We start from the raw sequence: 8,098 nt of genomic DNA on the forward strand, positions 1-8,098 counted from the left end.
GGGATGTCCTGTCAGTCAGGCGGCGGCAATGAGCGCTTCGATCACGCGTTGGCCGGCGAGTGGGGGAACCGCGTTGCCGGCCATGTGAACCGTAAGTCGATGGTTGTCCGGACGCTTTGTGTCGACCGGGAACGACATTGCCCGCAGGTTTTCATCTGCCGTCAGCATTCGCATCTTGTCGCCGTTGACGACCGCCCAACGATCGCGGGTAGTGATGGTGCCGATTGGCCGTGAGAGGTCTCGCCCGCTCTTCGTATTCCCGTAGTAGCTGAAGACGAATTGTTCGCCGAAAGCCACGCGCCCGGCCTTTACCCGGGCCAAGGTGGCCGCTGCCCGCCCGGGCTTCTCAATATCGGTCCAGCGCCCGCCGTCCAGATCAATGAATGTGCTCGCCGCGGTGTGACGCTCAGCACGCAGACTCAGCCTCAGCGGCGCGGCGCTTCGGGTGCAAATCAGAAACATCCGAACCCGATTCTGCGGCACACCCAAGTCGGCGCAGTCCACGACGTGCGGCGCTACTTGGTAGCCGAGTGATCGCATGGCCGCTTCCCAAGCAGGGTACAGCGCCCAATCCATAAACTCCGGCACGTTCTCGACGATAGCTGCCTCTGGCCGGTGAAATTCCAGCGCGGAGACAACCGCCCAGGCTGTCGACCGACTGGAGTCGTGCTGCGGGTTGCCCGATGATTTGCCGCGAGCCTTGGAGTGGCCTTGACAGCATGGCGATGCCAGCAGGATGTCGTGGCTCGGAACCTTGGTCCAGTCTGCCTGGTGTAGGTCTTGGCAGATGTGCTGAGTGTCCGGATGGTTGGCGCTGTGCCATTCGACCGCGTCAGGCCAGTGGTTTGCGGCCCAGAGAACCTCGACTCCCGCCGCGCGGGCACCGGTAGACCATCCACCGAGCCCGGCGAACAAATCAATTGCTGTTACCATGATTAAAAATCCTTCGGAGGATGCAAGAATGGAATTTAAAAACAATACTAAAAACCAACATTTTCTTTCGCAGGCCGAGCAACGTATGAATGCAATTGATCCGTCTGTCAGTAGGCAGAGTATGCGTATCTATGCATTTGATCTGGTAGATCGAGAAAGCTATAGCGTTAAACTAAGTTCTCCGCTGGGCATGAAGATCAGAAAAAATCTTGCTATCAAAAATCTTTACACTTTTGCTCACGTCGACGCACATGTGCAGGAAAACTTCGAGAGTTTGTTTGGCGCATACGAGACAAGAATTGAATTAGCTACTAGGCGCCTGCTTACAGCGCTTGATTTCCCAGGTGCTGACATTAAGTCTGAAGTAATAGACATTTTTGCTCTCAAACTTCTAAACACATTTCGCAACCCCTACTGCATCAGAAAAACGCTGGATACTTTTCGCATGCTTGAGAGTGTGCAGCCTTCTGATCCGCTGCTAGCAGAAGTGCATTTGCGGGTTGCAAATCTAAGCACAGTCGACAGCCATTTCATCGACGAGTTAGGTGTTTCAAGGGTGGAGTACGAGGCTTGGATGGACTGTCTTTTTCTGCTCTTAATGAAAAGCGCTGACCAACCCAATTTTTTCGAGCTGACCATTAAGGGGATGTTTGAAAATAGTTCCGTGATGAAGAGTATTGCGCTTTATACCTATACCGGCGAAGCGCCTGGCGTGCTGGTAAGTGATAGGTCCTTCGTGGATCTTTCAGGCGAGCCATTTCATTTTGCATACGCCTTCAATTTGAGTGCGAGTGCGTTTGTATTCTACTCTTTTGTAGATATTGAAACCCAGCCATGGGCTCCTGTGTCGCTGGATGTAATGGCTGCGTTGGAACGAGCACCGTTACCTGTTGGGGTAAGTGTATTTGTTGATGATCTTGATTTTTTGAAGAAGTACAACCTCCAGTGCGTTTATCAGTGCTGGAAGCAGGTATTTTGCTCTAACCCAAAGCCTCACGGCGTTGACCTGCATCGAGACTAATCCTCGGCCCGTTGATTCCGCGCATTGGTGCGATAGCGTTATTCAAAGCCGACGAGATCTAATCCGATTGAGCTTACGCGACTGGCGCAAGCTGTATTTAGCCGGATCCACAAGGTGCGATTTGCAGTGCCGTCGGAGCGGAAATGCTCATAAGGGACCTTCGGTGATGGGCTACGCTTACCGCTCCACAAGAAGGGATACGGTAATGAGTGAAGACAGGGAAAAGGCGTTGTTGCTGGCACTGAAATCAGTTTTGAACGTGGCCCGTAAGCAAGGGCTGAACCTCGACGAGCTGTCAGAGGCGGCGGCTGATGAGCTTCTACAGTACCGGGCCTATGACGCCGAGCACGTGCCGATGGCTATAAGCGAAATCGAGGTGGCGGTTGATGCGCTGCAAATTTGATCTACCGATCAATTGCGCCTCGGCTCCGCCGTTATGTTTGCGTGACATCGACCCTGCGATGCCACGCTTGCGTTACAGGTCAGGCCGAGAAGCTGCCAAGCGCGAGTTTCGCCGCCGCGCCGATCTTGTCCTCCAGCACTGACTTGAATTCCTGTGCGATCGATTCGCGCTGCACTTCCTCGCCTACCCAGCGCAATTTCAAGACCGGCACCGGCCCGCTGGTGATGACGGAAATGCGCAGTGTGATGAGCTGCTCGGTCAGGCCTTCGAATGGCACGACGTGGAAGTGCAGCGCCGCCGGCAGGGTTTCTTTGCTGCGCGCCTCGATCTGGTCCATCGCACTGCGGCTGGCGCTGGTGTCGCCGACCGTTGTTTCCGATTCGCTGGTGGCCTTGATGGTGATGGTGCGTACCGCCGCGATTGCCTTGGCGATTGGAATGGCGGTGCCTGCGTCGTCAACCGGCGTCAGGTACTGGTGCCAGTCTTCGATCCAGTCGCTCAGCTCTTTCTGGGCAAGGCGCTGACTCGAGATCTGCTGCGCCGCGGTGTAGCCGGCGGTTGCCTTGAGCTTCAACACCGCACGGTCATCAGCGTGACCAGGCTCGGAGGCGGTGCCGAGGTTGAACAGCAGAACGCAGCTCATTTCCTCTTGGTTGATGAAACCTCGCGCGCCAGCCCCGGCGCGGTCGGCGACGTAGGTGCTGAAATCGGCCAGCGCGTGGGTGGTGTAGGTGCCGCGGAAGCGGCTACGGCCGGCCTGGTACTTTTCCAGATCCACAACCTTGGTGCCTTCCGGCAGCAGTGCGGTGGGCGTGTCAGTCGGCAACGCTTTGCCGGTGGCTTCCAGCGCGGTGTCGGTGATGAGTTGTATCGCTTCTTTGCTCAGGGACATTTCACAGGTCTCGTGTGGGGAAGGGAGGTATTAGGTGCGGGGCTTGATGGGCGCTTCGTCACGGCTGAACAGCTGGTCGTGCTTCTCTTGAAACAGCGAGATCTTGCCGCCGCTGCCAACGTGCATCGGCGTGTCGAGGCTGGTGTTTTCGCTGCGGGTACCGCGCTTAGTCGGCACTTTGTAGTCGAGCTTGTGCTTGATCTTCACTTGGTGGGATTCGCCGATCTGGCTGAAGTCCAGAGTGATGACCAGCTTGCCAGCCTTGCCGTGGTCAACCACGCCGGCAGCTACTTCGGAGAGGGCGTGCCCGATTTGGCTGGCAAACGCCCCGCCGTTCAGCTCTTCGAGGAATTCGGCGGTATCAGTTGGTGTGGACATGCGTGTTTCTCCGGTGGGGCCGGGAGCCCGCTTGGTGGAAGTTTGTGTTGGGTTTGTCGACGACGGTGATTCGCTGATTGGTTTACGCGCCGCATCAGCTGGCTGCGGTGAAGGTGATGCCGTGCTCTCGGGCGGTGAGGGCGACGGTGCGGGTATCGACGCCAACCTTCATGCCGATCTGGCGCGCGTTCAGGCCGGCCTCGGCCAGTGCGCGAATCCGCGGTGCACGCTTAGCGCGCTTGGCCTTGAGCGTCTCCAGATGATTAGTGGTGCCCAGCAGCGGCGCGTTTGCGCTGACGCCCTGGTCTATCTGCTGGATCCTGTGGCCGGTGGCGAGGAAGTGATCGATCTGGGCGGCGAGCTGCGCGATCGTCTGCTTGTGCTGGTCCGGCACGCTCTCGCCGATCATTGCAGCACCGCCGGCGACAGAATCACGACGACCCCGTCAGCGCGAGACTCGAGGACCTGAGCAAAGTTGACCGCTTCCTTCCAACTGAAGCGGAAGCCGACGACCTTTCCGGTTGCGATTTCCACAACGTGGTAAGCGCTGGTGCCCTTGGCGACCACCTGGAAGCGAATGTGCTGGGCCGGGGGCTCTTTACCGATCATGGCGTAGAACTCCGCTGTAGCGAGCTGAGTGCGAGCGCGCATGGCGTTCAGGCCATCCACGCGTTGTTGAATTTGTGGGTGCATGTCCTTTCTCCATTTCGTTGCGTGTACTCGTCAGCACTCTGGCCGCCTGACGTAGGCCGGTTGGGCGCAGGGGAGAGTGCTGACGGGTAAACGCTGGGTGAAAAAAAGCCCCATCGATGCGGGGCTTTTCATGTCGCTGGTTCACAAGGCCTCCCTACGTGAACCTTGCTTGCCGGCGCCACCTGCTGCGGTAGGCCGGGTCGATGTCGTTTACATGGCTGCAAATCCTCGGTGTCGGGTGGCGACCGCAGGGGCGTCCTGTACGGTCGGAGCAGGGGGCCGCTTTCGCGGTGTGGACTCTTCCGCATCGGGCTACGATCTTCGAGGGCGAACCCTCAACCTGCCGGATTTGATGCCCCGTGCTGGGCTGGCAGGTAACCGGTAAGCACGTTCCGGCAAGATCGCACCCCGATGCACCCTGGTCAGCGTTCAAGCGTTGCAGGGTATCGGGCAGTTTTCGTCAGGCTGACGCTGGCGCTGGTTGTCCTATCGCCACTCGGACTCAATCTCGGCGTGCCGGGCCAGCAGCTCACCGATTAGCCGAAGACGTTCTTGACCGGTCAACTGCCGAGCAGCGTGAAACAAGCCCTCGTAAAGGTCACCGGCGAACTCGGCGCCTTTCTGCTCGCCTTTGATCAGGTAGGAAATTTGCAGAGGCGTAGTGGTCATGATGTTTGCTCTGGTTGATTTCCCGTCTGGCCCTGTTGCCAAGGCCACCTAGTGAAATCGTCATGCTGCGGTTTGCTGTGAATGCATCTCGGCGACTGCCTCATCAGGCGAGGCCCCAGCCAGATACAGGTCATGCAGGAAGTCTTCATCGTCAGAGCTATCAGCTACGTAGCGGCCGAGAATCTTGCCGGCTTTGTCGGCCCAGCGGCGCCAGGTGCGTTCCTGTGCATCTTCGCGGCACTCGTCAGCCGCCATCGTTGCCATGTTGAACATCGTGTTGCCCTCCAGTGGATTCCCAAAGCACCCGACAACTACTCAGGTGCTTCAGTGAATCGTTCTGCCCCATTCCCGCCGGGGTGGCGGTGCGCACTGCTTGCCGGGTCATTCACGCGGTCGGTAATCCTCGTCCGTCACAGGTTTCTGCCTGTGTTTCTCTGGCCCCTCAATGGCTTCGAGAGCGGACGCCGGTCGCCGGTAGAGGCAGTGCGGTCTGCTATTTCTTTTTTCGAGGTTAAGTTTTTAAAGAGCGGAGCCGGTTATGTGTCGGCATGGGCAAAATATAGGACTACACATATTCTCTGTCAATGGGTATTCCCATAATTTTTTGGCAAGGTCAATAAAAAGCCCGCAACTGCGGGCTTCGTTCATAGGTCGATATACCGTTTCCATCCTATTCGGACGCGGCCAGGCTGCAGGCGCTCCACCGTTATTCCGTCGGTTTCATCCAGCTCCTGAAGCACCTGCTCCCAAGCTTCGGGGGGTTCTTCATCGCGCCTGGTGATGTCCACGGCTTGGCGTTTCTGCACTTTCGGGTCCGACACCAGCCGCTGAATTCTACGGCCTACCTGCTCATATGACGTCGGCGAAAAGGTGATGTTGGCGGTGCTTGGTGTCATGTCATCCTCCATGTTGGTACTGTATGGATAGACAGTATTGGATCCTCAGTGAAACGGCAATACGGCGGAGTACATTTGTTCTCTTTGATCGCGCGCCCAATAAAAAGCCCGCTCTGGGCGGGCTGATTTCTGATCGGGACGCGGGGGGGATTGCACCTATAAGCGGGCGCTCATCTGCACCGCCACACCAATGATCCGGCAGTTCTCATCACACTCGACCATCTTGTAGGCCGGGTTGAGAGGCTTCAAATATCGAACTCCACCGTCCTCAACAAGTTTTTTGAAAGTGGCCTCATTGCTGGCGGGAAGCTTGGCAATAACCAGCTTTCCGGGTTTCACGTCAGCTTCCGTATCAACCAGGATCATCATCCCTTCCGGCACACTGACTCCCGCCGGAGCAGTCATCGAGTCTCCTTTGACCTCAAGCCAAAACGCCGGACCTTTGGAGTCATAGTCAGAGGTCTCGTATCGGTCTGAGAAGCCATCAGGGTAGGGCTGAACGGCTTCCTCCCATGATCCTGCAGAGACCCAGCTGATAACTGGATACCGAAACAGCATTTCGGGTTGGACAACATCCTTCACGTTCGATGGCTCGACAGCCTGAGCCACCATGGGTCCCGTCCCGCTTTCGATCCAGATGGCAGATACCCCACACGCTTTTGCGATGGATGCGTTGTAAGACGACCGCTGCGATCTGCCTCGTTCAAGGTCCGAAATAGACGCCTGATCGATGCCCACGAGTTTCGCGAGCTGCGCTTGGGTTAGTCCTGCGTGCCGGCGAGCGGCCTTGATTCGGTCTTTGTATTCCATCTGCCGATTATTACTGGTGCACCCATATCGTTGCAAAGTGGTATCCCTATGTTCTACGATATGGGTATTCACATACGGAGGGGCAGCATGAACACTATTTTCAAGGACCTCGTTGCCCACTTCGGCACGCAAGAGGTCACAGCCGAAAAGCTGAAGGTCGATCAAAGCACCGTTTCTGGCTGGGTTCGGGGTAAGCACGGCATGTCTCCTGTCATTGCCAAGCGGGCTGAAGATTTGACCGGGGGTGCTTTTAAGAAAGAGTCCCTCTGTCCCGCTTTTCCTTGGGCAGAGATGGTGGCTTGAGCCCACGTCCCTGTTGTTCTGTTCGGTAGAAACATTTTGCAACGCGTGCTGGCACGCAGCCACTGAAACAAATTTGAGGGTTTACGAATGGAAGATTTCTTGCGGGCCTGCCACACGACTGTGAAGGAGAGCGGCGCCGAGGAGTTGGCCGGGAAGATGTGCCTTGCCCACGTGAGCCTGCTGCAGCGCTCCAACCCTGACAACGCTGCCCACCACCTGACCATCGAGCACTTGTTCGGGATTCTGCTGCACACCCAGGACATGCGCCCACTGCTGGCGCTGGCGGCCGGCTTCAACTTCGACTTGGTGGCAAAGGATCAGCCCGTGCCGATCGATGTTCACCTGGCGCTGGGAAATGTTGCGCTTGAAATCTCCGAAGTAACCGTCGAGACACACCGCGCCATGGCTGACGGTCGCGTCGACCAGATGGAACGCGCTCGCATCATGCGCGAGATCGCCGAGGCAGAGAAAGCGCTCGACGTGCTCAAGGCGTCCCTCAAGGCCGCCTAAATCGCAGGCAATAAAAAAGCCGGTGGCTAGACCGGCTTCTTCAACAACACTTGTGAGGTCCGATTATGCACACCACGAACCCCCAGGGCAATACCCGGCCTGATTCGTTAGTTTCCTACCTGCCGCAAGTGATGACGCGTCAGGTTATGTCGTCTCGCGAGATCGCTGAACTGACCGGTAAGCAGCACAAGAACGTCAAGCGTGACATCGCGTCGATGCTGGCGGACCTGAAAAAAGATGCGCTCAGTTTTGAGCGCACCTATCAGGACGGCCAGAACCGCAACCAGACCGAGTACCTCCTCGACCGTGAGCACACCGACTGCCTGCTGACCGGCTACAGCGCACCACTCCGCATGGCAGTGGTTCGCCGCTGGCGCGAGCTGGAAGAGCAGGCCGCCCCGCGTATCCCGGCCAATTACGCCGAGGCGCTCCAGCTCGCAGCCGACCAGGCCAAGGAAACCCAGCGCCTCCTTGGCGTGCTTGAGCTTCAAGCACCCAAGCTCGCAGCAATCCGCCGTCTTGCCGCCGCCGAGGGTTCGATTTGCATCACTGACGCGGCGAAACAACTCGGCATCGCCCCGTCGAAGCTC

14 protein-coding genes are annotated in these 8,098 nt (G+C 57.5%); 5 read left to right on the forward strand and 9 right to left on the reverse strand.

The window, feature by feature from the left end; all coding sequences use genetic code 11:
* Positions 1-15: 15 nt before the first annotated feature.
* Positions 16-933 (reverse strand): DNA cytosine methyltransferase, encoded by a 918-nt coding sequence (locus ACYASU_RS20020; RefSeq protein WP_463583801.1) that lies wholly within the window; start codon positions 931-933, stop codon positions 16-18.
* A gap of 28 nt (positions 934-961) precedes the next feature.
* Between ACYASU_RS20020 and ACYASU_RS20025 the strand changes: the two genes are divergently transcribed.
* Together ACYASU_RS20025 and ACYASU_RS20030 are read left to right on the forward strand one after the other, a co-directional pair.
* Positions 962-1,954 carry a hypothetical protein gene (locus ACYASU_RS20025; protein WP_463583802.1) on the forward strand — a complete coding sequence of 331 codons (993 nt, stop codon included), beginning with the start codon at positions 962-964 and terminating at the stop codon, positions 1,952-1,954.
* Positions 1,955-2,159: 205 nt separating this feature from the next.
* Positions 2,160-2,357: a hypothetical protein gene (locus ACYASU_RS20030; RefSeq protein WP_463583803.1), complete on the forward strand. Its 198-nt coding sequence runs from the start codon at positions 2,160-2,162 to the stop codon at positions 2,355-2,357.
* A 79-nt stretch (positions 2,358-2,436) separates the two neighbouring features.
* Here the strand turns inward: ACYASU_RS20030 and ACYASU_RS20035 are convergent, their stop codons facing one another.
* From ACYASU_RS20035 to ACYASU_RS20070, 8 genes are all read right to left on the reverse strand, one after another.
* Positions 2,437-3,249: a DUF2303 family protein gene (locus tag ACYASU_RS20035; protein ID WP_463583804.1), complete on the reverse strand. Its 813-nt coding sequence runs from the start codon at positions 3,247-3,249 to the stop codon at positions 2,437-2,439.
* Positions 3,250-3,279: 30 nt separating this feature from the next.
* Entirely contained in the window at positions 3,280-3,627 is a 348-nt protein-coding gene (locus tag ACYASU_RS20040; protein WP_074893389.1) for a hypothetical protein, read from the reverse strand.
* A 94-nt stretch (positions 3,628-3,721) separates the two neighbouring features.
* Positions 3,722-4,036, reverse strand: coding sequence for a hypothetical protein (locus tag ACYASU_RS20045; RefSeq protein WP_463583805.1), 315 nt, complete (start codon positions 4,034-4,036; stop codon positions 3,722-3,724).
* Positions 4,033-4,320 carry a hypothetical protein gene (locus ACYASU_RS20050; RefSeq protein ID WP_463583806.1) on the reverse strand — a complete coding sequence of 96 codons (288 nt, stop codon included), beginning with the start codon at positions 4,318-4,320 and terminating at the stop codon, positions 4,033-4,035. The genes ACYASU_RS20045 and ACYASU_RS20050 overlap by 4 nt, the downstream gene beginning before the upstream one ends.
* A 486-nt stretch (positions 4,321-4,806) precedes the next feature.
* A complete protein-coding gene (locus ACYASU_RS20055; protein ID WP_463583807.1) occupies positions 4,807-4,989 on the reverse strand; it encodes a hypothetical protein in 183 nt (60 codons plus the stop codon).
* Positions 4,990-5,049: 60 nt separating this feature from the next.
* On the reverse strand, positions 5,050-5,262 hold the full coding sequence (locus ACYASU_RS20060) for a hypothetical protein (protein ID WP_463583808.1): 213 nt from the start codon (positions 5,260-5,262) through the stop codon (positions 5,050-5,052).
* Between the two features lie 371 nt (positions 5,263-5,633).
* A complete protein-coding gene (locus ACYASU_RS20065) occupies positions 5,634-5,885 on the reverse strand; it encodes a DUF1654 domain-containing protein (protein WP_463583809.1) in 252 nt (83 codons plus the stop codon).
* A 156-nt stretch (positions 5,886-6,041) separates the two neighbouring features.
* Complete coding sequence (locus ACYASU_RS20070; RefSeq protein ID WP_463583810.1) at positions 6,042-6,695, reverse strand: LexA family protein; 654 nt, start codon at positions 6,693-6,695, stop codon at positions 6,042-6,044.
* Positions 6,696-6,782: 87 nt separating this feature from the next.
* Between ACYASU_RS20070 and ACYASU_RS20075 the strand changes: the two genes are divergently transcribed.
* The 3 genes from ACYASU_RS20075 to ACYASU_RS20085 form a co-directional block, all read left to right on the forward strand.
* Positions 6,783-6,998 (forward strand): helix-turn-helix domain-containing protein, encoded by a 216-nt coding sequence (locus ACYASU_RS20075; RefSeq protein WP_074893362.1) that lies wholly within the window; start codon positions 6,783-6,785, stop codon positions 6,996-6,998.
* Positions 6,999-7,085: 87 nt separating this feature from the next.
* The gene (locus ACYASU_RS20080) at positions 7,086-7,508 is read left to right on the forward strand and encodes a phage regulatory CII family protein (RefSeq protein ID WP_463583811.1); all 423 of its coding nucleotides are present in this window, start codon (positions 7,086-7,088) and stop codon (positions 7,506-7,508) included.
* 65 nt (positions 7,509-7,573) lie between these two features.
* A partial coding sequence (locus ACYASU_RS20085) for a Rha family transcriptional regulator (RefSeq protein WP_463583812.1) occupies positions 7,574-8,098 on the forward strand: 525 nt, incomplete at its 3' end.

The sequence above is a fragment of the Pseudomonas sp. HP_12 genome (assembly GCF_055283955.1).